This window comes from Acidovorax sp. SUPP3334 (genome assembly GCF_030159055.1).
In the GTDB taxonomy this organism is placed as follows: domain Bacteria; phylum Pseudomonadota; class Gammaproteobacteria; order Burkholderiales; family Burkholderiaceae_C; genus Paracidovorax.
The window spans coordinates 21,559-47,085 of the sequence record NZ_BQXQ01000024.1 but is presented as its reverse complement, the minus strand read 5'-3'; the positions used below and the strand labels follow the sequence as shown (position 1 = coordinate 47,085).

Annotated in this window: 19 protein-coding genes and 2 pseudogenes; 9 read left to right on the top strand and 12 right to left on the bottom strand. The window is 66.7% G+C overall.

Annotated features, from left to right (window positions below):
* Positions 1-114: 114 nt before the first annotated feature.
* The 4 genes from AVHM3334_RS14690 to AVHM3334_RS14675 form a co-directional block, all read right to left on the bottom strand.
* Positions 115-1,194 (bottom strand): TIGR03118 family protein, encoded by a 1,080-nt coding sequence (locus tag AVHM3334_RS14690; RefSeq protein ID WP_284413432.1) that lies wholly within the window; start codon positions 1,192-1,194, stop codon positions 115-117.
* Positions 1,195-1,443: 249 nt separating this feature from the next.
* Complete coding sequence (locus AVHM3334_RS14685) at positions 1,444-1,803, bottom strand: FKBP-type peptidyl-prolyl cis-trans isomerase (protein ID WP_284413431.1); 360 nt, start codon at positions 1,801-1,803, stop codon at positions 1,444-1,446.
* Positions 1,804-1,957: 154 nt separating this feature from the next.
* Positions 1,958-2,263 carry a winged helix-turn-helix transcriptional regulator gene (locus AVHM3334_RS14680; RefSeq protein WP_092744314.1) on the bottom strand — a complete coding sequence of 102 codons (306 nt, stop codon included), beginning with the start codon at positions 2,261-2,263 and terminating at the stop codon, positions 1,958-1,960.
* A gap of 203 nt (positions 2,264-2,466) precedes the next feature.
* Positions 2,467-3,375, bottom strand: coding sequence for a LysR family transcriptional regulator (locus tag AVHM3334_RS14675; RefSeq protein WP_284413430.1), 909 nt, complete (start codon positions 3,373-3,375; stop codon positions 2,467-2,469).
* A 150-nt stretch (positions 3,376-3,525) separates the two neighbouring features.
* Here AVHM3334_RS14675 and AVHM3334_RS14670 point away from each other — a divergent pair, with 150 nt between their 5' ends.
* The 3 genes and pseudogenes from AVHM3334_RS14670 (at position 3,526) to AVHM3334_RS14660 (ending at position 6,865) form a co-directional block, all read left to right on the top strand.
* Positions 3,526-4,512, top strand: coding sequence for a hydroxymethylglutaryl-CoA lyase (locus tag AVHM3334_RS14670; protein ID WP_284413491.1), 987 nt, complete (start codon positions 3,526-3,528; stop codon positions 4,510-4,512).
* 18 nt (positions 4,513-4,530) lie between these two features.
* On the top strand, positions 4,531-5,754 hold the full coding sequence (locus tag AVHM3334_RS14665; protein WP_284413429.1) for a CaiB/BaiF CoA transferase family protein: 1,224 nt from the start codon (positions 4,531-4,533) through the stop codon (positions 5,752-5,754).
* Positions 5,755-5,853: 99 nt separating this feature from the next.
* Positions 5,854-6,865: pseudogene (locus AVHM3334_RS14660) on the top strand (tripartite tricarboxylate transporter substrate binding protein).
* Between the two features lie 116 nt (positions 6,866-6,981).
* Here AVHM3334_RS14660 and AVHM3334_RS14655 read toward each other — a convergent pair.
* From AVHM3334_RS14655 to AVHM3334_RS14640, 4 genes and pseudogenes are all read right to left on the bottom strand, one after another.
* Entirely contained in the window at positions 6,982-7,473 is a 492-nt protein-coding gene (locus tag AVHM3334_RS14655; RefSeq protein ID WP_284413428.1) for an SgcJ/EcaC family oxidoreductase, read from the bottom strand.
* A gap of 168 nt (positions 7,474-7,641) precedes the next feature.
* Positions 7,642-8,325: a response regulator transcription factor gene (locus AVHM3334_RS14650; RefSeq protein ID WP_284413426.1), complete on the bottom strand. Its 684-nt coding sequence runs from the start codon at positions 8,323-8,325 to the stop codon at positions 7,642-7,644.
* Positions 8,322-9,959: a sensor histidine kinase gene (locus AVHM3334_RS14645; protein WP_284413425.1), complete on the bottom strand. Its 1,638-nt coding sequence runs from the start codon at positions 9,957-9,959 to the stop codon at positions 8,322-8,324. Before AVHM3334_RS14645 ends, AVHM3334_RS14650 begins: the two co-directional genes overlap by 4 nt.
* A gap of 106 nt (positions 9,960-10,065) precedes the next feature.
* Positions 10,066-10,822: pseudogene (locus tag AVHM3334_RS14640) on the bottom strand (LysR substrate-binding domain-containing protein); the annotation flags it as partial.
* A 20-nt stretch (positions 10,823-10,842) separates the two neighbouring features.
* On the opposite strand from AVHM3334_RS14640, the gene AVHM3334_RS14635 reads away from it, so the two are divergent.
* Positions 10,843-12,345: a dihydrodipicolinate synthase family protein gene (locus AVHM3334_RS14635; protein ID WP_284413424.1), complete on the top strand. Its 1,503-nt coding sequence runs from the start codon at positions 10,843-10,845 to the stop codon at positions 12,343-12,345.
* 116 nt (positions 12,346-12,461) lie between these two features.
* Here AVHM3334_RS14635 and AVHM3334_RS14630 read toward each other — a convergent pair whose 3' ends face one another.
* The 4 genes from AVHM3334_RS14630 to AVHM3334_RS14615 all read right to left on the bottom strand — a co-directional run bounded on the left by AVHM3334_RS14630 (position 12,462) and on the right by AVHM3334_RS14615 (position 19,697).
* Positions 12,462-14,111, bottom strand: coding sequence for a methyl-accepting chemotaxis protein (locus tag AVHM3334_RS14630; RefSeq protein ID WP_284413423.1), 1,650 nt, complete (start codon positions 14,109-14,111; stop codon positions 12,462-12,464).
* Between the two features lie 440 nt (positions 14,112-14,551).
* Positions 14,552-16,924, bottom strand: a complete 2,373-nt coding sequence (gene rpoD / locus AVHM3334_RS14625) for an RNA polymerase sigma factor RpoD (protein WP_284413422.1) — start codon at positions 16,922-16,924, stop codon at positions 14,552-14,554.
* A 253-nt stretch (positions 16,925-17,177) separates the two neighbouring features.
* Positions 17,178-19,172 carry a DNA primase gene (gene dnaG / locus AVHM3334_RS14620; RefSeq protein WP_284413420.1) on the bottom strand — a complete coding sequence of 665 codons (1,995 nt, stop codon included), beginning with the start codon at positions 19,170-19,172 and terminating at the stop codon, positions 17,178-17,180.
* Positions 19,173-19,217: 45 nt separating this feature from the next.
* Positions 19,218-19,697 carry a helix-turn-helix domain-containing protein gene (locus AVHM3334_RS14615; protein WP_284413418.1) on the bottom strand — a complete coding sequence of 160 codons (480 nt, stop codon included), beginning with the start codon at positions 19,695-19,697 and terminating at the stop codon, positions 19,218-19,220.
* 740 nt (positions 19,698-20,437) lie between these two features.
* Here AVHM3334_RS14615 and AVHM3334_RS14610 point away from each other — a divergent pair.
* The 5 genes from AVHM3334_RS14610 (at position 20,438) to AVHM3334_RS14590 (ending at position 25,434) form a co-directional block, all read left to right on the top strand.
* Positions 20,438-21,142 carry an RCC1 domain-containing protein gene (locus AVHM3334_RS14610; RefSeq protein WP_284413417.1) on the top strand — a complete coding sequence of 235 codons (705 nt, stop codon included), beginning with the start codon at positions 20,438-20,440 and terminating at the stop codon, positions 21,140-21,142.
* A 10-nt stretch (positions 21,143-21,152) separates the two neighbouring features.
* Positions 21,153-22,853 carry a multicopper oxidase family protein gene (locus AVHM3334_RS14605; protein WP_284413415.1) on the top strand — a complete coding sequence of 567 codons (1,701 nt, stop codon included), beginning with the start codon at positions 21,153-21,155 and terminating at the stop codon, positions 22,851-22,853.
* Positions 22,854-23,065: 212 nt separating this feature from the next.
* Positions 23,066-23,842, top strand: a complete 777-nt coding sequence (locus AVHM3334_RS14600) for an EAL domain-containing protein (RefSeq protein ID WP_502869918.1) — start codon at positions 23,066-23,068, stop codon at positions 23,840-23,842.
* Between the two features lie 115 nt (positions 23,843-23,957).
* Entirely contained in the window at positions 23,958-24,716 is a 759-nt protein-coding gene (locus AVHM3334_RS14595) for an ABC transporter substrate-binding protein (protein ID WP_284413411.1), read from the top strand.
* A 292-nt stretch (positions 24,717-25,008) separates the two neighbouring features.
* Complete coding sequence (locus AVHM3334_RS14590; RefSeq protein ID WP_284413409.1) at positions 25,009-25,434, top strand: cupin domain-containing protein; 426 nt, start codon at positions 25,009-25,011, stop codon at positions 25,432-25,434.
* Positions 25,435-25,527: the final 93 nt, after the last annotated feature.

The window sequence follows — 25,527 nt, the reverse complement described above, 5'->3', positions numbered from 1 at the left end:
CGCTCCCGCCATGGAAGCGGTAGCGGGATCGGAGGCAAGGCGGCACGTTGCGTGCCGTCTTCAAGAAAACCAGGCCCGCCCGCAACGCGATTCCGTGGCGGGCGCAGCCCTCGATCAAGGCTGGATGTCGACCCGGCCGTAGGCGCCGTTCACGCCCTTGTTCGGCCCTGCCACGTAGAACAGCGTGTTCAGCGGCTGCTGGTTCAGGCCGTTGCCGAACGCGATCCCGCGCACGCCGTCCACTTGCAGCGTCGTTCCGTCCTTTTGCGCCAGCGGGCCCTTCCATTCGCCCGTTGCGGGATCGAAGGCCTGCAGCGTGCCGTCGCCTTCATTGGCGATGATCAGGCGGCTGCTGGCGCCGGCGAAATCGCCGGGCGCCTGGGCGATGCCCCAGGGCGCGTTGAGCTGAGCGCCGGGCGCGACGATGCGCTGCGCCAGCGTGCCATCGGTGTTGAAGGCGTTCAGCGCTCCCAGTCCGGCGCCGGCCACGGCGTTGCGCCGGGTGCTGTCTTGCTGGGCATAGGTCACGTAGATGCGCGAGCCGACCGTCTGAATGCCGTAGGGTGCGTAGTTCGCCGGCAACTGCGGGTCCGCGAAGTTGCCCGCCAGCTGGACCTTCTGGAAGGTGGTGTCGAACACGTCGACCTTGCTGTTGCGAAAGTCGGTGGCGTACAGAAAATCGGCGCTGCCGCGGGTCGCCACGGCCAGTCCCTTGTACACGGCGCCCGTGCCGTCGCGGTAGGTGACGATCGAGTTGGCCAGGTCTGCGGCGGGGCTCCAGCCGGAGAGGCTGCCGTCTTCGCTGGAGAACACGAAGCGGCTGGGGCCCGTCACGCCGTTCTTGGTGACGGGAAAGCTGCTGGTGCCGCTGAAGATGATGCCGGTCGGGTTCGCCGGGGCGCTGCCGGCCGGGGGCACTGTGACCACCAGGGTCTGGGGCACACCGTTGCCGTCATAAAGGGTGGACTTCTGCGTGCTGGTCGCCGTGATCCAGACGAAGCCGTTGGGGTTGAAGGCGATGCCCCAGCCGTTTTTCAGATTGGCGTCGGTCTGCGTGCCGGCGATGCTCCCGTCCGACACCACGGCTTTGGCCGTGAACGACGTGACGTTCGGGGGCGAGTCGCTACCGCCGCAGCCCGCCAACACCAACGCCGTTGCCGGCAACGTACCCCACAGAATTTTGGAAATTTTCAAGTTCACTCCATTGGAAGATCGCAGTCATTTTTCTGCAGTCGTGAGTGCGCCGGGGATCGCCAAAGGTTGTGGGTGCGGTGAAAGAAATCCGGGGCGGCGCAAAGGGGTCGTGAAAATGGGGCGTGGGGCAACGAGCGCACGGACGGCGACGCCTTGGGCCGCCAATGGCAAAGGGCCGTGCCTCTTTCGAAGCGCGGCCCCTGGGTGGGTGGCCTGGCGCTGAATGCGCCGGGCGGTTGGATGGCCCGATCAGCGGCCCACGCCGAGCAGTTCCACGTCGAACTTCAGGGTGGCGTTCGGAGGGATCACGCCACCGGCGCCGCGTGCGCCGTAGCCGAGCGCTGCGGGAATGATCAGCGTGCGCTGGCCACCGATCTTCATGCCCTGAACGCCTTCGTCCCAGCCCTTGATCACCATGCCGGCGCCCAGGCCGAACTCGAACGGATCGTTGCGGTCGCGGCTGGAGTCGAACTTAGCGCCTTGCTCGCCGTTGTTGTAGAGCCAGCCGGTGTAATGCACCTTGACGTGGTCGCCGCGCGCGGCTTCGGCGCCTTCGCCCACGACGGAGTCTTCGTACTGCAGGCCGGAGGGGGTGGTGGTGAATGCCATGGGAATTCCTTGTAAAAGCGCCATCAATCAATTGCTATTAAATTGATAGCCAAGTGCCCTAGTGCTTATTGCGCTGCAGCCCTAAAAGGCCAAAACCCGCGCAGCGCGCGGGTGAGGGGGGTGGCGCGGCCTTCTGGCCCGCGCCGTCTCCAGGTTACTTCTTGACCCGGGCCGCGACCCAGCGTGTGGCGAACGCCTGCACGTCGGACAGCCGCTTGAGCAGATCCACGCCCGAGGGGGTGACCGTGTAGCCGTCGTTGCCGTGGTCCAGCAGGCCGGCCTCGCGCAGTTCCTTGATGCGGGTGTTCAGCGTGTTGGGCGTGATGCCGCCCACGCTGTCCTGCAGCAAACGGAAGGTCTGGGGGTGGCCGTCGCGAAGGGCCCAGAGCACACGCAACGCATAGCGGCATTCGAGCTTTTCGAACAGCTGGTTGATGGCGGCGTTTTCCTTGGAGCTCATGGAAGCTTCTCCTTGCGCGATAGAAAGATAGAAATCCGGCGGCGGGCGAGACCCCTGTGGCCGGAACGCTGTGAATATAGCGTGGAACCCATTTTGCTACAAGTTTAATAGCTCAAGAGCTTCACCAGACGTGCGCTGTAGGGTAAAAATACTCAGGTGTTACGGGATTGTTGCACTCTCGCCACGCACGCCATCGAAGCCTCTCAGGCGGCTGCCTCGCCCGCCGCGACGAGGTGGTCCACCAGCAGCTGCGCGGCAGGCGCCAGGCCCGGCGTTCCGCGAAAGCACAGCGCGAACCGGCGCCTCGCCCAGGCGTCGCCGAGCGGCACGATCCTCACGCCGGTGGCCGCTGCGAACGGCGCCGCCACCTCGGCGGGCACGACGCTGATGGCCAGGTTGGCGCGCACCACGCGCAGTGCCGCGTCGAAGTTGGACACCAGCACGCGGTGCACCAGCGTCCGGCCCTCGACGGCCGCCGCGCGGGCCAGCAACACGTGCACGGCGCTGAGTGCCGGCATGCTGACGAACTCGTAGCCCAGCACGTCGGCAAACCGCACGCTGTCCCGTTGGGCGACCGGGTGCGAGGGGTGGGCGACGATGGCCAGGTGGTCGTGGCGGTAGCTGCGCGTTTCCAGCCCCTGCAGATCGGCAGCGTCCCAGCAGATGCCGATGGACGCGCTGCCTTCGCGAATGCCGCGAACCACTTCCGGGCTCACGCGCTCTTCCATGCTCACCTGGATGTCGCGGTGCGCGGGGTTTTGCAAAAACGCCGCGACGTCGTCAGCGAGCGATTCCGCCATGACCGACGCCGTGACCAGCATGCGCACGTGCCCGCGGATGCCGGTGGCGAACGCCGCCATGTCGCGCTCGATGCGGTCCACGCTGGCGAGCATGGCGCGGGCGTGCTCCAGCAGGGTTTCGCCCGCCGCGGTGGGCACGACGCCGTGGCGCTTGCGCACGAGAAGCCGCGTGCCCAGCATGTCCTCCAGCTGCGCCAGCCGCTTGCTCACCGCCGAGCCGACGATGGATTCCTGCTCGGCCGCGCGGGCGATGTTGCGGTGCTCGCAGACGGCCACGAAGAGCTTGAGGGTTTGCAGGTCGGGCAATCGCATGGGTGGGCAGAGGGGGAGGGATGAAGAAGCGAAGAAGCGCATGAGGTATTCCGGGGTGGAATCTTAGGCGTTCAAAAATAGGAATGAATTGATGATCGGGAATTTCTAGAATGGCCCAGCCCCACCCCACCAGGAGACGCCGTGAACCCCATGCCTGACCGCTCCCCCGCCAGCAACGCTGCGAACGGCACCCCCCAGGGCGCCCATGCGATCGTCCGCGAAGTGGGCCTGCGCGACGGGCTGCAGAGCATTGCCACCGTCGTATCCACCGACCGGAAAATCGAGTGGGTGAATGCGGCGCACGCGGCGGGCCAGCGCGAGATCGAGGTCGGCTCCTTCGTGCCGGCGCGCCTGCTGCCGCAATTGGCCGACACCGCCGAGGTGCTCGCCCATGCCCGGACGCTGCCCGGCCTCGTGGCGTCGGTGCTGGTCCCTAACCTGCGGGGCGCCGAGCGGGCCATCGAATGCCGGGCCGATCTGATGGTGGTGCCGTTGTCGGCCAGCCATGCGCACAGCCTGGCCAACCTGCGCAAGACCCCCGACGAGGTCGTGGCCGAAGTGGCGCGCATTCGTGCAGCGCGCGATGCGGCCAGCAGCCGCACCCTGATCGAGGGCGGGGTGGGCACGGCGTTCGGCTGCACGCTGCAGGGCGAAGTGGCCGAGAGCGAGGTGCTCCGCCTCATGCAGGCGCTGCTCGATGCCGGGGCCGACCGCGTGAGCCTGGCCGATACGGTCGGCTATGCCGATCCCGCCAGCGTGCAGCGCCTTTTCGAAAAGGCACGTGGCCTGGTCGGCGAACGGCTGGCCTGCGCCCATTTTCACGACACGCGCGGCATGGGGCTGGCGAACGCCTACGCTGCGTGGCAGACCGGCATCACCCGCTTCGATGCGTGCCTGGCCGGTATCGGCGGCTGCCCGCATGCGCCCGGTGCGAGCGGCAATGTCAGCACCGAAGACCTCGCTTTCATGCTGGAGTGCATGGGGGTTGACACCCATCTCGATGTGCCCGCGCTGCTGGCGCTGCGCCGGCGGGTGGCCGGCTGGCTGGCCGGCGAAACGCTGCACGGCACGCTCTGGCAGGCCGGGTTGCCCAAGACCGCCCCGGCCCGGATGGCTGCCTCGGCCGCACTGGCCTGAACCTTTATCGTTGCGCCCATGAATGCATCCTCAAACCCTTCGCCATCCACCGAGTCCGCAAAGCTGCCCCTCGCGGGCCTGCGCGTGGTGGAGTTCACCCACATGGTCATGGGGCCCACCTGCGGCATGGTGCTGGCCGACCTCGGCGCCGAGGTCATCAAGGTCGAGCCGGTGGACGGCGACCGCACCCGTCACCTGCTGGGCGCGGGTGCGGGTTTTTTCCCCATGTTCAACCGCAACAAGAAAAGCATCGCGCTGGACCTGCGCAAGCCCGAGGGGCTGGAGGTGGCGATCCGCCTGGCCTCTTCGGCCGACGTGGTCGCTCAGAACTTCAAGCCCGGCGTGATGGCCAAGTACGGCCTCGATTACGCGGCTTTGTCGCGGCTGAACGAGCGGCTGGTGTATGTGAACCATGCGGGGTTTCTGCCCGGCCCCTACGAGCACCGCACCGCGCTCGACGAGGTGGTGCAGATGATGGGCGGCCTGGCCTACATGACCGGCCGCCCGGGCGACCCGCTGCGTGCGGGCACCAGCGTGAACGACATCATGGGCGGCATGTTCGGCGCCATCGGCGCCATGGCAGCGCTCATGCAGCGCGCCCAGACGGGCCGGGGGCAGGAAGTGGACTCGGCCCTGTTCGAGAACAACGTGTTCCTCGTCGGCCAGCACATGATGCAGTACGCCGTCACGGGCCAGCCCGCCGCGCCCATGCCCGACCGCATCTCGTCTTGGGCGGTGTACGACGTGTTCAGCGTGAAGGACGGCGGGCAGATCTTTCTGGCGGCCGTGAGCGATGCGCAGTGGATCACGTTCTGCGATGCCATGGATTACGCCGACCTGAAGGCCGACCCGGCCCTGGCACTGAACAACGACCGCGTGCGTGCCCGCGCCACGCTGCTGCCCGAGTTGCGCCGCCGCCTGGCCGAGCACACGGCCGAGGCGCTGTCGGCCATCTTCGAGCGGCACGGACTGCCGTTCGCTCCCATCCTTCGCCCCGAGCAGCTCTTCGACGACCCGCACCTGAATGCCACGGGCGGCCTCGCCGAGGTCACGCTGCCCGACGGTGAACGGGCGGGCAGCACCGCACGCGTCACCTTGCTGCCACTGCGGCTGGACGGCCAGCGCATGGGCGTGCGGCTCGATCCGCCGCAACTGGGCGAACACACGCAGGAACTGCTGGCCAGCCTGGGCTATGCGGCCGAGGCCATCGCCGCGCTGCACGAGGCCGCAGCCGTGGCCTGAGCAAGGCTTCGCCGAGGCAGCGCCTGCTGCACCCGGCACCTCAGAGCGCGGCGAAGACCGCGCCGCCTTCCATCCCAACGACGATCACGGAGACACACCATGCCATCGATTTCACCGACCCGCGCGCTGCCGGCGCAGCCTTTTTCGCTCACTCGCCGCGCCGCGCTGCTCTTCGGCGCCGCGGCCCTGGCCGCGCCGGGGCTGGTGCGTGCACAGCCGGGCGACAAGCCGCTGCGCGTGATCCTGCCGCTGTCGGCCGGATCGGGCGCGGACGGCGCCATCCGCGCCATGAGCAACAGCCTGTCCAAGGCGTTGGGACACCCGGTGGTGATCGAGAACCTGCCCGGTGCCGGTGGCATGACCGGCACCACGCAGCTCGTGCGCGCCGCCAAGGATGGCTCGGTGATCGGCGTGGTGTCCAACAACCACGTGGTGAATCCCAGCGTGTACAAGAACATTCCGTTCGACTCGCTGCACGACATCACGCCCATCACCGTGATCGGTGCCACGCCCTTCGTGCTGGTGGCCCATCCGTCGGTGGAAGCGAAGAACGTGAAGTAACTGATCGCGCTCGCGAAGGCCCGGCCCGGCCTGCTGAACTACGGATCGTCCGGCAACGGCACCATCCTGCACCTGGGCGCGGCGATGTTCGTGGACCAGGCCAAGCTGGACATCAAGCACATTCCCTATCGCGGCATGGGCCCGCTGATGAACGACATCCTGGGTGGGCAGGTGCAGCTGAGCGTGGTGGCGGTGGCGCCGGCGGCGCCGCACATCAAGTCCGGTGCATTGCGCGCCATCGGCGTCACCACCGCTGCGCGGGTGGCATCGCTGCCCGGCGTGCCCACGCTGGCCGAACAGGGTCTGCCGGCTTACGAGCTGGAAGGCTGGATCGCCGCAGTGGGTCCCGCTGGGCTGCCCAAGGCCGAGGTCGATCGCCTGTACCAGGGCTTCAAAGGCCGCGCTCGACATGCCCGAAGCGCGCGACGCGCTGGTTGCCCAGGGCTATGAGATCAAGCTCACGCCGCCCGATGCCTCGGCTGCGTTCTTTCGCAGCGAAATGACGCGCATGGCGCAGGCGGTCAAAAGCGCCAACGTGTCGATGGATTGAGCGGCGCGCTCCGCGATGGGGCCCGCTCTGCGCGGCATTGCCGTGCGGCCCGTGGAATGAAAAAAGGCCGGCAAAGGCCGGCCTCGTTCATTGCGCCCCGGCGAGGGGCCCGCGGTTTACTTCGTGCTCTTGGCCGCGATGGTTTCCGGCATGGCCGACGAATGGTGGTGCGCGATCAGCCATTGGCCGTTCATGCGTTCATACACATAGGTGTAGCGGGCCTGCACCGTCTTGCCATCCTTGAAGCGGAAGGTGTAGGTGCCCACGTCCTGCGCCACGTTGCAGCCGATGCGGATCGTGCGGCTGTCGATCTTGCCTTGCGGTTCGGACTGCAGGAACTTCACGAAGTAATCGCGAATCTCCAGCGGGGTCGTGCGGGGCTGGTTGGACACGGTGGGCAGCAGAACGCCGTCTTGCGCATAGTTGGCGGTCACCTTGTCCGGGTCCAGCGTACGCAGCGAATCGTTCCAGCGGTCGAACAGCGCGGAGATTTCCTTTTCGTTGGTCGGCATGCAGACTGGCTCGCCCTTGCCCTGCGCGAAAGCCGGGGCAGACAGGGTGATCAGTGCCAGAGCAGTGGCGGAGAGGGCAGTGTGAAGCGTCTTCATGGGATCCTTTTGGAGAGAGGTTCGAACACCGGCTTGTTTGCCGGTGCTGCATCGCTCAGTGCGACACAGGACCTATTCTTTGGCAGGCGCATGAACGCGGCCGTGGCCGCCCGATGAAGGAAAGATGATGCCAAGATGAACCGCAGATGAACCCCTGCGGCACGTGTCTCAATCGGGCGCGGCGTCCAGCCGATACCCGAAGCCGCGCACCGTTTTCAGAAGCGCGACGGCATGGCCTTCGTCGATCTTGGTGCGCAGGCGGCGCACGTAGACATCGACCACGTTGGTCAGCGGGTCCTCGTTGGTGCCCCACACGTTGGAGAGGATGCGTTCGCGGCTGTACACGCGCCCCGGCGCACTCATCAGCAGTTCCAGAAAGGCCAGTTCCTTGGCCGTCAGCGCGATGGGCTGGCCGGCGCGGCTGGCCTGCATGCGATCGAGGTCGAGCACCAGATCGGCCACCTGCAGCGTGCTGGCGCGCTGCCTTTGCTCGCGCCCCCTGCGCATCAGCGCCTCGATGCGGGCCAGCAGTTCCTCGAACGCGAACGGCTTGGTCAGGTAGTCGTCGGCACCCAGGCGCAGTCCGTTGACCTTGTCTTCGGTGTTGCTCAATGCGCTGAGCATCAGCACCGGAACGTGGCGCCCCTCGGAACGCAGCGTCTGGCACAGCTCCAGCCCGCTCAATCCCGGCAGCATGAGATCGAGCAGCAGCAAGCCCGGGTCGCCGCTGCGCGCGAGCGCCAGGCCGTCGGGGCCGTTGCGGGCCAGCTCCACGCTGTAGCCCTCGGCTTTCAGGCCGCGCAGCAGAAAGTCGGCCACGCGCGGATCGTCTTCGACCACCAGAATGTTCATGCGGCTTCCTCGGGAGACAGGTTGTCGGTGGACCGGGCCAGCGGCACCGCGATGAGCACCGTGGTGCCCACGCCGGGCTGGCTGTCGATTTCGATGCGCCCGTGGTGGGCCTGCACGATGGACTGCGCGATCGACAGCCCGATGCCGGTGCCGTCCGCCCGGTGCGCGCGCGCCCGTTGCCCGCGCACGAAGCGCTGAAAGACTTCGGGCAATTCCTCGGGCGCGATGCCGATGCCTTCGTCGCTCACCAGCACCTGGGCTTCATCGTTCGGGCCCGGCTGGCAGCCGATGCGCACGGTGCCGCCGCGCTGCGAGTAGCGCACCGCGTTGTCGAGCGCGATCATCAGCGCCTGGCGCAGGCGGTCGGCATCGGCATTCACTACGAGCGGCCCGCCAGGCGAAGCGGGCAGGGACTGCACGGCCACGCCATGCATGCCGCCCAGCGCCGCGGCTTGTTCGGCCGCGTCGGCCACCAGGGCCTGCAGATCGATGGGGCTCGGGTGCATCACCAACTGGTCGGCCTCGGTCTTGGCGATCAGCAGCAGGTCGTGGATCACCTTGGTGAGCTGGTCCACGCCACCGACGATGCGTTCCAGCGTCTGGCGGTAGTCCTGCGCCGGCCGGTCGCCGCCGCGCATCGCGATCTCGGCCTCGCCGCGAATGGCGGTGGCCGGTGTGCGCAGTTCATGGCCCAGGTCGGCGAACAGCTGGCGCCGGCGCTGGTCCACCCGTTGCAGCGTGTCGTGCGCCACGCTCAGCTCGTGGGTGCGGGCCTCCACGGCGTCTTCCAGTTCGCGGCGCGCCGCGTCGGCATGGGCGCGGTGCTGCTGCAGTTCGGCCGCCATGGCATTGAAGTGCTGGGCCACGCGGTCGAACTCGTCTTTCGATTCGGTGGCCACGCGGTGGCCCAACTCGCCGGCCTGCAGGGCGCGCGTGCCGGCCAGCAGGCGGTCCAGCGGGCGCTGCAGGCGCCGGTTCAGGTGCAGGGCCAGCACGGCGCCCACCGCCAGCGTTACGATGGCCATGGTGATCGCCTGCTGGCGCAGCACGTCCAGGCCCCGCTCGGTGGCCGCGCGCGCCACCGGCACCACGCTGCGCTGGCGCTCGATGGCGCCGTTGATCAGTTCGCGCAGATCGAGGCCGCGCGCCATGTCGAACGTGGCGTTCAGTTCGTCCCAGACCGCCGGAAAGTCCGCTCCCGGTTCTAGCGGCCGAAGTTGCGACAGGCGCGACTCCACGGCGAGGATGTTGTCTTCCAGCAGTTCCGTCATGGTGACCAGCTGCTTCACTTCCTGGGGGACGGCCGTGCCATCGCGGTGGGACAGTTCGGTCCACAGCACCAGGTCGCGGCGGGACAGTTCCGCCAGGACGGCGGCACTGGCATGCATGCGCTCCAGCAGCCTCTGGCGCACCTCGGGCACTGCGTTGGCGTTCATCAGGCGCTGGGTGGCCCATACGCGCAGCCGTTGCTTGTTGGCCGAGAGGTCCAGCAATTCCGAGAGGATGTCGCTCGCCAGCCGGCTGTGCTGGGTGTAGTCGTTGACGCGAAGCGTGCCCCAATACACGAATGCAGCCTGGATGCACACCAGTGCCACGAGAGCGGCGAATGCCAGGGAGAGTCTTGCTCGGTACATGGGGCCGTCGGAATGCGAAGGGTCTGCATTATGTGCCGAGGCTGCGGTAGTCTATCAATGCTATTTAATTAATAGCATCATGCGCAATGAATACGGCGGTGCTGGGCTATTGGGTTGTCTTGACGTGCTGTCCGACCGCCAGCGACCACAGCGACTCGGCCACCGGCGACATTTCGGCCCGCTGGCGGCACATGCGAATCTCCACCGGAACGTCCCAGGCGCTTTCACCGGCCGCCACCAGCGTTCCCGCCCGCAGCTCGTCGGCGATCAGGCTGCGGGGAAGCCAGGCCACGCCACGGCCTTCCAGCGCCATGGTCTTGAGCAGCACTGCATGGTGCGCGGTGAACACCACGGCCACGCTGCCCGGCACGGCCGACTCCCCGCCGTCTCCGTGCAGGCCCCGCATGCGCGCCCGCATGATCCGGCCCAGGCCCGAGGCATCGCTGTAGGCCAGCAGGGGCAAGGGCCCGCTCCCCTGGCCGATGGCGTGCAGCGGGCGGCCCGCCGTGCCGGCCGCGCTCACCGGCTGCAGCACGTCGTCGGACAGCCGCAGCATGGGGTACTGGGCATCGTCCAGCCGGCCGGGCACCTCGGCATGCCTGTGGCACAGGACGAACTGCACTCGCCGCTGCAGGGCCAGGTCCTCGCGCGCGCGAGCTGTCCGACATGGTCTGGATCGGACCCAGGCGCAACTGCGCCTCCAGGTCGCCCAGCCAGCGCGGAAAGAACGTGAGCGAGATGACATGCGTGGCCGCAAAGCGCAGGCTGGCCGCCGCCGTGTCATGCGCCGCCCGCGCCTTGATGCGCGCGGCCTCCAGATTGCCCAGCAGGGTTTCCATCAGCGGCAGGAGTCGTTCATCTGCACCCATCACGGAGACTCTGCATGCCTGCCATCGCGAATTATCGTGGGATCATCCCCGCCATCTCGTGCCCCTTCACCCCCGACCACCGCATCGACGAGCCCGCCTTGCGCAAGCTGGCCTCCTGGCTGGCCGGCCATGAGGGCGTGGTGGCCATCATGACCAACGGCCACACGGGCGAGGTGTTTTCGCTGACGCTGGCCGAACGCGCCGAGGTCACGCGCATCGTGGCCGATGAATTGAAGGGCCGCACGCCCGTCATCTCCTCCATCGTGTGCGAAGGCCTGGCCGAAGCCGCAGAGCACGCCCGCGCCGCCCAGGCCGCCGGCGCCGTGGCGCTGGACGTGATGCCGCCCCACCACTGGCTGCGCTTCGGCTTCACGCCGGGCCATGCGCTGCAGTATTTCGAGGCCATCCACAAAGCCGCGCCGGGCCTTGATCTGGTGTGCCACGTGTACCCCGCGTGGACGCGCGCTTCGTACTCGTCGCAGCTGCTGGCCGAACTCGCCAAGCTGCCGTACCTGCAGGCCTTCAAGGTGGGCCAGCGCGACATGAACAAGTACGCCCGCGACATCCAGGCGATCCGCGAGGCCGATCCCTCCAAGGCCATCCACACCTGCCACGACGAATACCTGCTGGCATCGATGGTGCAGGGCGTGGACGCCACGCTGGTGGACGGCACTGGCGAGAACCTCGACCCGCACAAGGTCTGGGCCCGCATGATGATCAACGAGAAGCCCGGCGGCCATGGCGAGCGCTCGGTGGCCGTGGGCACCATCGACATGGCCGTGTGGGACGCGGTGGCCAAGATCGCCGGCCAGCCGCTCTACCAGCTGCTGGCCGAGCGCTACGGCAACGGCACGCCCGACCCGCGCGTCTTCGTGTATGCCGCCGGTGGCTACTACTACCCCGGCAAGGGCGTGGAAGGCCTGCAGCGCGAGATGACCAGCTATCTGGCGCGCGGCTACTCGGTGGTCAAGATGAAGATCGGCGGCGCCTCGCTGGCCGACGACTGCGAGCGCATCGAATCGGTGCTCAAGATCCTCGGACCGGGGCAGCAACTGGCGGTGGACGCCAACGGCCGGTTCGACTTGCAGACCGCCATCGACTACGGCCGTGCCCTGTCGCAGTACCCGCTGTTCTGGTACGAGGAGGCCGGCGATCCGCTCGACTACGAACTGCAGGCCAGGCTCGGCGAGGTGTACAAGGGCCCGATGGCAACGGGCGAGAACCTGTTTTCCATGCAGGACGCGCGCAACCTCATCCGCCACGGCGGCATGCTCAAGGACCACGGCTGGTCACCCAGCCGCTGCATTCCGCACGGGGGCCACCAGATGCCGCTGGCCATCGCGGCCGGCCTGGGGCTGGGCGGCAATGAAAGCTATCCCGACCTTTTCCAGCCCTACGGCGGATTCCCGGACGGCGTGAAGGTGGAGAACGGCTACGTCACGCTGCCGCCGTTGCCGGGCATCGGGTTCGAAGGCAAATCCGACCTGATCGCAGAGATGCACGCGTTGGCCTCCTGAACAGGTTCAGTAGCGTTTGCTATAAATAAATGAGCATTAAGCGCTTTTGGGATAAGCGCTGGAGGGTTATTTGATGCATGGGCTGTATCCCCGCCGCCGCCAGCGCTCTCCGCGGTTCAGTAAGCGGCCGATGAGGCGATCAGGCGCCGGGCCGGGGGCGGCGGCAGCGCTCCGGGGCTGCCTGCTGTGCCGGATGCGCTGGCGTCCGAGTCTCCCGGCAGCCGGAACTGCGCCACCATGCGCGACAGCGACTCGGCCTGAAACTTGAGGCTATCGGCTGCTGCCGCGCTTTCTTCCACCAACGCGGCGTTCTGCTGCGTGACCTGGTCCAGCTGCTGCACGGCATCGCCCACCTGGTTGATGCCGCTGGATTGCTCGGCACTCGCCGCGCTGATTTCCGACAGCAGCGTGGACACCTGCGTGACCTGCGCCACGACATCGGCCATGGTGCGTCCGGCCTGTGCCACCAGATCGGCGCCGGTACTCACCCGGGAAACGCTCGATTCGATCATGGCCTTGATCTCCTTGGCCGCCTCGGCCGAGCGTCCTGCCAGCGAGCGCACCTCGCTGGCCACCACGGCAAAGCCTCGTCCCTGCTCGCCGGCGCGGGCCGCTTCGACCGCAGCATTCAGCGCGAGGATGTTGGTCTGGAAGGCGATGCCGTCGATCACCCCGATGATCTCCGCCATCCGGCCGGAGTTCTGCTGAATGTCCTGCATGGTGGACACGACGTTGCCCACCACCGTACCGCCCTGCGTCGCCACCGCCGATGCGCCCGAGGCCAACTGGTGGGCACGCCGCGCAGAGTCCGCGTTCTGCTGCACGGTGGAGGTCAGCTCTTCCATCGATGCCGCCGTCTGTTCCAGGTTGCTGGCCTGCTCTTCGGTGCGCTGGCTGAGGTCGGCATTGCCGTTGGCGATCTGCACCGAGCCCGTGGCGATGGAGTCTGCGCTCGTGCGGACGCTGCCCACGATCTGCACCAGGCTGGCATTCATGCGCTGCAAGGCGTTCAGCAACTGGCCGACTTCGTCCTTGCTGTTCGCTTCGATGTGCGACGTCAGGTCGCCGGCTGCGACCGTCTCCGCGATCTGCACCGCGCGACCGATCGGGCGGGTGATGGAGCGCGTGATGAGCCAGCCCAGCAGCAGCGACATGACCACGGCCACCCCGGTGATCCCGACGATGAACTGAAAGCCCGACTGAACCTGGCGGTCGGCCCCCTCGCTGGCTTTGTCCATCTGTACCTGCTGGTGCTCGGACATCTTGTCGATTGCCGCCATGTATGCGAGTTGATGGCCGCGCAGCGTGTTGGCCAGCACGGCCTTGGCCTGGTCCGTCTGGTTGGCGCGCACCAGGCCGAGGAACGTGTCGACGTCTCTCACGTAGGGAATGCGCAGTTCCAGGGTGTCTGCCAGCAGCTTCTTTCCGGCGTCGCTCTGCACGGTCGGGCTCAGCGTGGCGTACTTGCCGTTGATGAGCTCGCGGCTCCCCTCCATGCTCTTGATCTCCTGAGTCCGCTGTGTGGGGTCTTCGAAGATCACCAGATTGCGCACGTAGCGGGCCTGCTGATCCACCTCGTCCGAAATTTCGTTCAGCAACCGGACTTTGGCGTAGTAGTCCTTGGTCACCAGCGTCAGCGCCTGGTTGACGTTGTTCAGTGCCGACATGGCGATGCCCGACACCAGGATCAGCAGCGCGATGGTCGCCAGGAACGCCAGCGTGATGCGGGTGCCGATGCGAAGGTTTCCGAAAAATCGGTCGTTCATGGGAGTGACTCCTTCTTTCTTGCAACAGAAAAAAATAGACCAGCCGCTTTTTCATGGCGGGTTCGAGTGGTGCTTGGGATTTGCTTCACTTCATGAGGTGGCCGCTGACGCTTCGCCCCTGGGGCCAGCCGCTTCGGTTTCTAACCTCCCGCCTTTCCATCTGCGTGGAAACTGGCTGTATGTACTGCAACGTTATTCGTAAGATTATGTTTCAAGGTTTTAAACCAAAAGCGAATTTTTGGAAAGCGACCCGCGTCAATCTCATCTGCCTTGCCCGGCGAAGAATGTGGCGGCCCGCCATCTTCCGGCGGGTGGCGGGGCTTTTTCCCACCCGTCCAAGGGGGTGCTTTCGCGAAAACGTCCAACCATGAAAAAAGCCTGCCTCCGCAAAATGCGGAGGCAGGCTTTTTCGTTGGCGCCCGCCCGAAGGGCAGGGCGGGTTACAGCGAGTCGATGAAGCTGCGCAGCTTGTCGGAGCGGCTCGGATGCTTGAGCTTGCGCAGCGCCTTGGCTTCTATTTGGCGAATGCGCTCGCGCGTCACGTCGAACTGCTTGCCGACTTCTTCCAGCGTGTGATCGGTGGACATCTCGATGCCGAAGCGCATGCGCAGCACCTTGGCTTCGCGCGGCGTCAGGCCGTCCAGAATGTCCTTCACCACATCGCGAAGGCCGGCCTGCATGGCGGCGTCGATCGGGGCGGTGTTGGCACCGTCTTCGATGAAGTCGCCCAGGTGGCTGTCGTCGTCGTCGCCGATCGGCGTTTCCATGGAGATCGGCTCTTTGGCGATCTTCATGATCTTGCGGATCTTGTCTTCCGGAATCTCCATCTTGGCCGCCAGGATGGACGCATCGGGCTCGAAGCCGAACTCCTGCAAATGCTGGCGGCTGATGCGGTTCATCTTGTTGATCGTCTCGATCATGTGCACCGGGATACGAATGGTGCGTGCCTGATCGGCGATCGAACGCGTGATGGCCTGGCGGATCCACCACGTGGCGTACGTCGAGAATTTGTAGCCGCGGCGGTATTCGAACTTGTCCACGGCCTTCATCAGGCCGATGTTGCCTTCCTGGATCAGATCCAGGAACTGCAGGCCGCGGTTCGTGTACTTCTTGGCGATGGAGATCACGAGGCGCAGGTTGGCCTCGATCATTTCCTTCTTGGCATCGCGCGAGGACGATTCGCCCTCGTTCATGCGCTTGTTGATGTCCTTGAGCTGGGGCAGCGGCACCACGACGCGTGCCTGCAGGTCCATCAGGCGCTGCTGCAACTCTTGCACGGGCGGAATATTGCGCTGCAGCACGGTGCTCCAGGGCTTGCCCGAAGCCGCTTGCTTCTCCACCCACTTCAGGTTGAGCAGGTTCGGTGGGAATTCCTTGATGAAGGTTTCCTGCGGCATGCCGCACTTGTCCACGATGATGCGGCGCAGCTCGCGCTCTTTCTTTCGCACGTCGTCCACCTGGCCGCGCACCATGTCGCACAGCTTTTCGATGGTCTTGGCGGTGAAGCGGATGGTCATCAGCTCGGCCGACAGGGCCTGCTGGGCCTTCATGTACGCGGGCGTGCCGTAGCCTTCCTTGTCGTAGATCTTGTGGACCTTTTCGAACAGGTCGCGCATGGTGTCGAAGCGCGACAGGGCTTCGCGCTTGAGCTCTTCCAGCTTCTTGGTCAGCGCCTTGGAGCCACCCTTGCCGTCGTCATCGTCTTCTTCGTCGAATTCGTCGAAGTCTTCTTCGGCCACGTAGTCATCGGCTTCGTTGGGGTTGGAGAACCCGTCCACGATGGTGGAGATGACCACCTTGCCTTCGCGAATCTCTTCGCCCATGTTCAGGATCTCGGCGATGGTGGCGGGCGATGCGCTGATCGCCTCCATCATGGCCTGCAGGCCGCCTTCGATGCGCTTGGCGATTTCGATTTCGCCTTCGCGGGTCAGCAGCTCGACCGTGCCCATTTCGCGCATGTACATGCGGACCGGGTCGGTCGTGCGGCCGAATTCGCTGTCCACGGTGGACAGGGCGGCTTCGGCTTCCTCTTCCGCTTCTTCGACGGTCGCCGCAGTGGGCGTCACGTTGTTCTGGAAGAGCGTTTCGGCGTCGGGCGTCTGCTCGTACACGGCCACACCCATGTCGTTGAGCATCGTGACCACGACTTCCATCGTCTCGGCATCGACCAGCTTGTCGGGCAAGTGATCGGAGATTTCGACCTGCGTCAGGTAGCCGCGGGTCTTGCCGAGCGTGATCAGGGTCTTGAGGCGCGAGCGGCGCTTGGCCAGGTCTTCCTCGGACAGGACGGTCTCGTCCAGACCGAATTCCTTCATCAAGGCGCGTTCCTTCGCCTTGCTGATCTTCATGCGCAGGGGCTTGACCTTCTCGACCGTGGCCGCGGCAGGGGTCGCCGCCGCTTCGGCTTCCGGTTCGCCTTCGAGGTCGGACTCGATGTCCGACAGGTCGGCATCGTCGCCCACCGGATCGTCGTCTCCGCCAGCCTTGGGCTTGCGGCCGCGCTTGGCGGGCGTCTTGTCGGCAGCGGCGCCGGCGGCCTTGGCGGGGCGGCCAGGGCGCTTTTTGGGCGCATCGTCGTCGGCGGGGGCCGCTGCGGCCTTGGCGCGGGCGGGCTTCTTGAGTTCTTCGGAGGCTTCGGCCTTGTCAGAGGACTTGTTCACGGGCACGGTGTTGACTTTCTTGGCGGCTGGAGCAGCGGCGACCAGAGCCTTCGCGGGCTCGGTCGCTGCGGCTTTGGCAGCAGGTTTGGAAGCGGCCTTGGCGGCGGTGCCTGGGGCGGACTTGGGCGACTTCGCGGACTTTTGAGCAGGCATGGGCACCTCGGGATCAAAAACGGACACAAAGAAAACGCAAGCGCCATGGTTCCCGGCGCGGGTGGCACGGCAAAGGCCGGAGCCTTCGCGGTTCGAGGGAGCGACCCTCGGGGCAAGATGTGTGGGCGAACATTTGGTGTGCAGTCCTTGCGGTGTGAAGGGCGGTCGTGCGTGTGTGTCACTGTTGCCCGGCCCGGAGGTGCTGCTGTCGCTCTTGCCGATGAACCTTAAATTATAGCGGCGTGCCGTTTTTTCAAGCCGGTTTGAGCGAAATTCCGCGCAAAGCCTTGAGCCGCTGCTCCAGCACCTGGTACTGCGCGAGCGCGGCAGGGTCGCGCGCCGCGAGAAGGATGAGCGCGCTCTGCTGGCGCTTGAACTCCTCGATGAGCATGCGGTCGAGCAGGTCGCGCAGCTCTGCGCGCAGCTCTTGCACGTCGCCCTCGGTCTGGGCATGCGAGCCGGTCATCACCCGCTCTGCCAGCGCTTCGCACTCGTGCCCGCGCAGGCTTTCCCGCAGCACCGCCCAGGCGAGCGGACCATGTTCGTGCAACTGGCCCTCCAGCCAGGTAAAAAGCGGCCCGTGCGGCGCCGGCTGGGCGCACAGCACGGCATGTTCTTCGTGCGCCAGTTCTTCCAGAAACTCCATGTGCGACAACAAAAGCCGCGCCGCATGGTCGGTGCGGCTTGCGGCCGGGGTGCGTGGCAGCCGCGGCTGGATGGGCCGCTCGTCTTCCTTGTTCCAGCGTCCCTTGCCTTTCCAGTCCCCGTTGTTTTTGCGAAACGGTTTGGCGGCGTAGCCGTAGCCGCCGGACGGTTCACCGGCAGGCGCCCATCCCGCATCCTGCGGCGGGTGGCTCCATGGCGGCTCGTCGGCATAGCCCGAAGGCGCCTGGCCGCCACCGGCCGCCCGGTGTGCTCCGCCCCCGCCCTGGCGGCTCGCGTCCTGTGCGGCGGCCTGGTTCCACAGGTCGGACAGGTCGCGGGCATCCAGTTGCCCCAGTTCGGCTAGTTCGGTCAGCAGCTGCCGCTTGAGCGCTCCGTCGGGCAAGGCGGACCACAAAGGCCTGGCGTTGCTCACCATGTGGGCCCGGCCCTCGGCGGTGCCCAGGTCGCAGTTTTCGCGGGCGGCTTCGATCAGGAACCGGCTGAGCGGCAATGCCTCGCCCACATGGCGCGCGAAGGCATCGGTGCCATGTTCGCGGATGAAGCTGTCGGGATCGTGCTCGGCCGGCAGAAACAGAAATTTCACGCTGCGCGTGTCGGTGGCGTAGGGCAGGGCGCCGTCGAGCGCTTTGCGCGCCGCGCGCCGCCCGGCCGCATCGCCGTCGAAGCTGAACACCACCGTGTCGGTAAAGCGGAACAGCTTGTGCACATGGTCGGCCGTGCAGGCCGTGCCCAGTGTCGCCACTGCGTTCGGAAACCCTAGCTGCGCCAGAGCGACCACGTCCATGTAGCCCTCGGTGACGAGGGCATAGCCGTGTTCCCGGATGGCGGTGCGCGCCTCGAACAGGCCGTAGAGTTCGCGGCCCTTGTGGAAGACGGGGGTTTCGGGGGAGTTGAGGTACTTGGGCTTGTCGTCGCCCAGCACGCGCCCGCCGAAACCGATGCATTCGCCCTTGACGTTGCGGATCGGGAACATCACGCGGTCCCGAAAACGGTCGTAGCGCTTGCCGTCTTCCTCGTTCACGATGACCAGGCCGCTTTCGGCCAGCAGCGGGCTGTCGTATTCGGGAAACACGCTGGCCAGATTGCGCCAGCCTTCGGGCGCGTAGCCCAGCCCGTAGCGCTTGGCCACCGTGCCGGAGACGCCGCGCCCCTTGAAATAGCCCACGGCCCGTGGCGAGTCTTTCAGGTGCTTGCGAAAGGATTCGACCGCTTTTTCGAGTACGTCCGTGAGCGTGGCCTGCTTTTGCCGCTGTGCGGCGGCCCGCTCGCGCTCTTGTGGAGAAACATCGTCCTGCGGCACCTGCAGGCCCACCTGCTGGGCCAGGTCCTGAACGGCTTCCACGAAGCCCATGCCTGCGTGGTCCATGAGAAAGCCGATGGCATTGCCGTTCTTGCCGCAGCCGAAGCAGTGATAGAACTGTTTGGACGGGCTGACGCTGAACGAGGGCGATTTCTCCCCGTGGAAGGGGCACAGCCCCATGAAGTTGGCGCCTCCCTTCTTGAGCTGCACGTAGCGGCCGACGATGTCGACCACATCGACGCGGGCGAGCAATTCCTGGATGAACGACTGGGGGATGGACACCCTGCGATTGTCCCCCAAGGTGCCGACACCGTCGCCGGGCAGCGGTCAGCGCCCTTGAGCGCGCGCCTCGCGCGGGCTCATGCCGAAGCGGCGCTTGAACATCCGCTGGAAGGTGGACGGGTCGGAAAACCCGCAGCGCAGCGCGATGTCCGACAGGCTGGCCCGAGCGGCCAGGCCCGCGCCGTCGTGGACCGTCACCTGCTGCCAGGCCGCTTCCAGCCGGGCGGTCCAGATCGCCGAGGCCACGCCCTCGCCATGGCGGGCGAACAGGCGGTACAGCGAGGCACGCGAGCATTCCAGCAGCACCGCGAGCCGTTCGGCATCGAACTCCCGATCGCCGCAATGGCGCCGGATCAGTCCCCAGGCAGCGTGGTGAAGGCTGTCGTCGAACCGGCCGGCGTCGGGTTCGAGCCCGGCGCCCTGCGATGCCTGCAGCAGCGCGAGGGCCATGTCGGCACAGGCCTTGATGGCCACGGCACGTTCGCCGGTCCCCATGCGAGGTGCCTCGCGCCAGGTGGCGGCCATTTTTGCGCGAGAGGATGATGGACAGGTTCCGGTGGCGGGAGCGACGCACCTGTACCGGCCGCGCGTAGTCCACCAGGTACAGCATGCCCGCCGAGATGTGCTGGGTTTCGTGGTTGTCCCGAGTGGCCCAGTCGCATTCGGCCATCAGCGACAGGGCGAAATCATCGGCGCCGTCTTGCCGGCACATCGCTTCGGTGCGAACGGCATGCATGGCTTGACTGGCGTGCTCGACCAGGTCGGCCCCGTTGCCCGCGATACGAGGCTCGGTGTCTCAGAACGTTTGGAAGAGCCCGTGGCCGTCGACATGGCGTGCAAAAACCCTGATCCAACCCAGTTGATGCGCGCGGGGCGAAGCGTCACGATTCGTCGGTGCAGCGGTGGAAATGGTCGCCGTTTGCTGCGTATGAAACGCCTCATGCGCCCCATCAACGGTTCGGCCGTGCCGAAGGACAAGCCATGCATTCCATCGACAGCGCTTTCGATCCGCGATGGCACGTTGGCAGCGAGGGCGCTACCCATGAAGTTCGTCACCTTGAGCGCCGGCCGGGACCGGTCCATCGCGCTGGCCGCAGACGGTGCAGCCTACGGTTGGGGCGGCGTCAAGCGGCTCGGCGTCCAACTGCCGCCCGGCTACCCCGGTGAGCTGTGCATGTCCAGCCCCACCGAGATCGGCCACAACCGCTACGCGCAGCCGCAGCCCCAGTGGCTGAACGCGGGCCTGCCGTTCGCCGCGGTGCACGATGGGCATTCCCACACGCTGGCCGTGCGCGAGTGCGGCGCCGTGGTGGCTTGCCGGCCCGTGGTGTCGCCGGAGCAGGGGGCCGACCGCGTGGGTGTGGCGGACCTGCCCGCATCGGCCATTCAGGTGGCGCAGACCGAGGCAGCCGCATTCGCGCTGCAGGCCGACGGCACGGTGTGGTCCTGGGGCATGGCGGCGTATGGGCAACTGGGCACTGAAAGAGTCCGCCTTGCCCGTGCGCGTGCAACTGCCTGCGCGCGCCGTGCAGGTCGCGGCGGGCGATACGCACAGCTTCGCGGTGGATGCGCAGGGTCGCCTCTGGGCCTGGGGCTCCAACCAGTACGGACAGGCCGGCGATGGCGCCAGGCGCTATTTCACCCAGCCCGTGCGGGTGCGCACCGGTTTCGCGGTGGCGCAGGTGGATGCGGGCATGTTCTATACGGTGGCGCTGTCGCGGCAGGGCGATGTGTTCGCCTGGGGATGGAACGGAATGGGTCAGCTGGCGCAGGACGGCGCGGCCTTTTCCGCCAAGCCGTTGCGCGTGCAGGGCCTGCGCGGCGTGCTGCAGCTGGCCGCTGGCACGGGCCACGTGCTGGCGCGCACCGATGCCGGACTGTTCGCCTGGGGCGATAACCGCTCGTCCGCTTGCGGCGCCTTCCCGTCCGTCGCCGTGCAGGCGCGGCCCCATCCCATCGCCTTCGCCTGAAAGCCCCGCCATGACCGATTTTTCATCGACCACGGCGCCCACGCGGCGCGGCAGCCTGCAGTGGATGTTCGGCCTTTCTCTGGGCAGCGTCATTGCGCCGCTGGCCGGTTGCGGCGGCAGTTCGGCAGGACCCACGGCGGACACGCTGCCCGAGCCCGTGGCGCTGTCGTCCTCCGGCGGCCAGCTCAGCCTGGACCTGTTCGCGCGCTACGGTGCGCAGCCGCTTCGCATCGCGAATGCGCAGCCGCCCGCCTACCCCGGCGTGGCCACGACCGTGCAGACCGCGCTGCGCAGCTTCAACGGCCAGTACATGGCGCCCACGCTGCATCTGCAGCCCGGCGACACGCTGCGCATCCGCCTGGTCAACGAGTTGCCCGCGAACGTGAAAGGCCAGTCGTCGCTCGACTACCTCAATCACCAGAACAGCACCAATCTGCATTTCCACGGCCTGCACGTCGATCCGCGCGAGATCCGGCCCGGCGTGTTCGGCGACTACGTGGTGGACATGGCCGAGGCCGGCGTGCTGCCCGGCGCCAGCCGCCAGCACGAGGTGGCCATTCCCGCCGACCACACCAATGGCATCTACTGGTACCACCCCCACCTGCACGGCTCGTCCAACGTGCAGGTCTCCAGCGGCATGTTCGGCGCGATCCTCATCCACGATCCGAAGGACACCTTCATCGACACGCCGGACATCCGCGAGCGGGCGATCCATGTGCACAAGGTCAACCTGACGGGCGATGGCAAGACGGAGTCGTTCTACGACTCCATCCGCACCGCCACGTCGGGCTTTCTGCTCAACGGGGCCTACCAGCCCACCATCGTGATGCGGCCGGGCGAAGTGCAGCAGTGGCACCTCATCAACACGGCGTCGTTCTACCCGTTCAACCCCGTGCTGGACGGCCATACGCTGTGGGCTTACGCCAAGGACGGCAACGTGTTCGACCGCCGTTTCAAGCCCATCAACGCGGCGACTTCGGGGCAGTTCGACAACGCGCACTGGCCCGGCAATGCGCTGTACCCCGGCAACCGCCATTCGGTCGTGGTGAAGGCCAGCGATGTGCCGGGCACGTACTACCTGCGCGCGTCCAATGCACCTTCCAGCGAGGCCCAGGAGGAGATCGTCGCGCGCATCGTGGCGGAGGGCACGCCGCTGTCCACCCCGCTGCCCCAGCCCGCGCGCCTGCCGCGCTACGCCGAGCACGCGCCCATCACCGACGAAGAGCTGGCGAGCCACGGCGGCAAGCAGCGCAGCCTGGTGCTCGCCGTGCAGCCCAAGACCAGCGAGCGCCTGGCCCGGCCCATTCCGGCCGGCGAGGGCTGGTTCATTCCGCTGTCCGATGGCGTGGCGGGCTTCACCGACACCGTTTTCTCGTCGGGCGATGCCTCGCCGCAGGCGCGGCTGTCGCCCTTCCAGTCGTCCCTGACGGCCACGCAGACGGTGGCCCTGGGCGCGGTGCAAGAGTGGACCATCCAGAACCTGAATGGTTACCCGCACCCGTTCCACATCCACGTCAACGACAGCTACGTGGTCCGGGTCAACGGTGAATCCGTCCAGCCCTACTGGGCCGACACCCTGCCGGTGCCGCCCATGGGGAGCATCACGTTTCGCATGCGTTTCACCGACTTCCACGGCCAGTTCGTCTGGCATTGCCACGCGCTCGACCACGAAGACCTCGGAATGATGCAACTGGTGCACGTGGTCGCCTGACGCCAGCGCCACCGCTACCGAACGACAACCGACACAAAGAGAGAGGGGAGAAGAAGCGAAGAGCGCGGCGTGGCCCGGTGCGGTGCATCGGGCCCCAGCAGCCTGAATCCCTCGCAAGACGGCTCCGTCCCATGGTGCCCACGGTCGAGCAGATCGTGATTGATCCCGCAGAAATGGGCGTAAGCTATGCGTTCGACCGCTCCCGTGCCGCCATGAAGTCGCCTTCCTCTCCCACTTCCGCCTGCACCGCTTGCCGAGATGGCCAAGCGCTGGATTTCGATTTCACGATGGCTTTTCAGCCCATCGTCGATGTGCGCGACCGCACCGTGTACGCCTACGAAGCGCTGGTGCGGGGCCTGGACGGCAGTTCGGCGCAAAGCATCCTGGATCAGGTGACGCCGCAGAACCTCTATGCCTTCGACCAGGCCTGCCGGGTGAAGGCGGTCGAGCTGGCGGCATCGCTCGCCATGACGTGCCGCCTGAGCATCAACTTCCTTCCCAACGCGGTGTACCAGCCCGAGGCCTGCATCCGCGCCACGTTGCAGGCCGCACAGCGCTGCGGCTTTCCGACCGAACGCATCATCTTCGAGATCGCCGAGCGCGAAAACCTGCTGGACAAGGCGCATCTGCAGGGCATTCTGCGTGCCTACCGCCGCCATGGCTTCCTGACCGCCATCGACGATTTCGGCGCCGGGTATTCCGGCCTCAACCTGCTGGCCGATTTTCAGCCCGACCTGCTCAAGATCGACATGGCGCTGGTGCGCGGCATCGACAGCGACCCGGTGCGGCAGGCCATCGTGCGCAGCATCGCCGGGCTGTGCGAAACCCTTCATGTGCAGGCCCTGGCCGAAGGCGTCGAAACCGCCGAGGAACTCACGGCCTTGCGCGGGCTGGGCATTCACCTGTTCCAGGGCTATCTGTTCGCACGGCCTGCGCTGGAGCGCCTGGCACAAGTGCAGTGGCCGGACGGGGATCCGCCCGCAGGCTGACCGACCGACCGACCGACCGACCGACCGATCGATCGGCGGCAGTGCCCCGCCAGGGGTTTACACGGCACGCCGCTTGAAAGATGCTCGGCCTTCGTTCCAACCAACGCGTTGCCGCATGACCTTCGATCCTGCCGTTCTCCAGGCCTTCGCCCCCACCGGCGTGCTGCGCGCCTCCATCAACCTGGGCAATCCCATCCTGGCGAAAGCCGGCGCACCGGGGGAAGACCCATCGGGCGTGTCGGTCGATCTGGCGCGGGCCTTCGCCGATCGCCTGGGCCTTCCGATCGCGTTTGCGGTGTTCGACGCGGCGGGCAAGTCGGTGGAGGCCGTCACGCGGGAGCAGGCCGACATCGGCTTCTTCGCGGTGGACCCGTTGCGGGGTGCCGGCATCGCGTTCACGGCGCCGTACGTGCTCATCGAAGGCTGCTACCTCGTTCGGGAGGACTCACCGCTGCAGGCCAACGAAGCGGTGGACCGGCCCGGGCACCGGATCGTCGTCGGCAAGGGCAGCGCCTACGACCTGTACCTGAGCCGCGAACTGAAGGCGGCCACCTTGGTGCGCGCACCGACCTCGCCCGCGGTGGTGGACACCTTCCTGGCCGAGGGCGCCGACGTGGCCGCAGGCGTCAAGCAGCAGTTGCAGGCAGACGCCGCGCGTGCAGGCGGCGGGCTTCGCCTGCTGCCGGGCCGCTTCATGGTCATCCAGCAGGCCATGGGGCTGCCGAAAGGGCGCGGCGCGACCGCAGCGGGCGTACTGCACGCTTTCCTGGAGGAGGCCAAGGCCGGCGGCTTGGTGCAGCAGGCGCTGGAACGGCACGGGATTCAGGGCGCATCCGTGGCCCCTGCCCAGGCGCCTGGTGACTCAGTGGTTTGATTTGCTATTGTTTTTATAGCTACATGCCGGCGTATTCATTGCGCTGGAGGCTTTTTTGATCCTATGCGCCTGTGGCGTCCGGGTCGTCCGTGCTGTCCGAGTCCTTCCGCCCGTCCTGCACGGTGCTCGCGGGCGATGGCAAGCGGCGCAACCGCCGTACCCATCCATGCCGGCCGGCGCGCCGCACTGCGGATTCCGCCCGGCCGCGCATAAGATCGCTGCGGCAGAAACAAGAGGCTTGGCGCATCCTGCGGCGGCCCGCTGCCATCCATCGACAAAGAGGAGACAACCCATGAAAAAAACGTTCTGCCTGCTGGCCACCGCCTTCGCCGTGGCGGGTGCCGCATCCACGGCGTCGGCCGAGGTGTATCCCAAGGAATCGCTGCTCAAGGCCAACAAGGAATCGGCGGGCGGCGGCAAGGGCACGCTGGCGGGCGAATACGCCTTCACGCGCGACAAGGCGCTCAAGGACCAGGCCATCAAGGAAATCAGCTGGCTCACGCTGCAGCCCGGCGACTCCATCGGCTACCACAAGCACACCAGCAACGAGGACACCTACGTGATCGTCTCCGGTCGCGGCACGTTCAAGGACAAGGATGGCATGGACGTGCCGGTGAAGCCCGGGGAGGTGACCATCGTGCGCAAGGGCGAATCGCACGGGCTGACCAACACCGGCACCGAGCCGCTGGTGTTCCTGGACGTGATCGCCGAGCAATAGCCTTTCCCTGCCGCGTTGGCGGTGGCATCGGCCACCCTGCAAAAGAGCACCGCCCGGGTGCTCTTCTTCCATGCCTTGGCCACGGCGCGGATC